This is a genomic window from Caballeronia sp. LZ008 (genome assembly GCF_031451435.1).
In the GTDB taxonomy this organism is placed as follows: Bacteria; Pseudomonadota; Gammaproteobacteria; order Burkholderiales; family Burkholderiaceae; genus Caballeronia; species Caballeronia zhejiangensis.
In genome coordinates this window covers 1-563 of the sequence record NZ_JARUXK010000032.1, presented here as the reverse complement: position 1 = coordinate 563, position 563 = coordinate 1, and the positions used below count along the sequence as shown (strand labels likewise).

Genomic DNA, 563 nt, shown 5'->3' with positions numbered 1-563 from the left:
TTGGCGCTTGTGAGCGCGTCGGTCGCCGTGTTGACGCTCTGCGCCGCCGCTTTGCTCGCGGCGGCGGCTCCCGAGACACTCGACGCCGCCGACGCGGCAGCCGCCCCGGCGTTCGATACGGACTGCTGCGGCGCATCGCGTTTCACGGCTTTCGGATCCGCACCTTCGAGCACGAGCAGATTGCTCTGCACACTGATTCTCACCGGATCGGTGTCCTTCCACTGCTTCTTCGGAATCAACAGCTTCCACACGCCGTTGCTGCTCGGCGAGCGGAAGAACGCCACTACGCCAACGTACTCGGCGTCCTTCTGCATCGGTTCGGCAACGCTCGCGCTCGCGCCCGGGCGCAGCACGACGTCCTTGGTGGCGACGAGATCCGTCTTGAGCAGTTCGAGATCGGCGTTCTGCAACTGGACGTATTCGAGTTGCGCGAAGGTCTTCGAATCCTTGAGTTGATAGAACCGCACCACCGTCGAAAGCGGCTGGCCGGTCGCGTTCTCGTTCAACGCGGCGCGACCGTTCAGTTCGACGTTCATCGACTTGACTTGCGTGGTGAAGAGCCA

General features: G+C 63.2%; 1 protein-coding gene. It reads right to left on the bottom strand.

Annotation, left to right across the window (positions count from 1 at the left end):
- A partial coding sequence (gene tssJ / locus QCE49_RS33600) for a type VI secretion system lipoprotein TssJ (RefSeq protein WP_250437930.1) occupies positions 1-563 on the bottom strand: 563 nt, incomplete at both ends.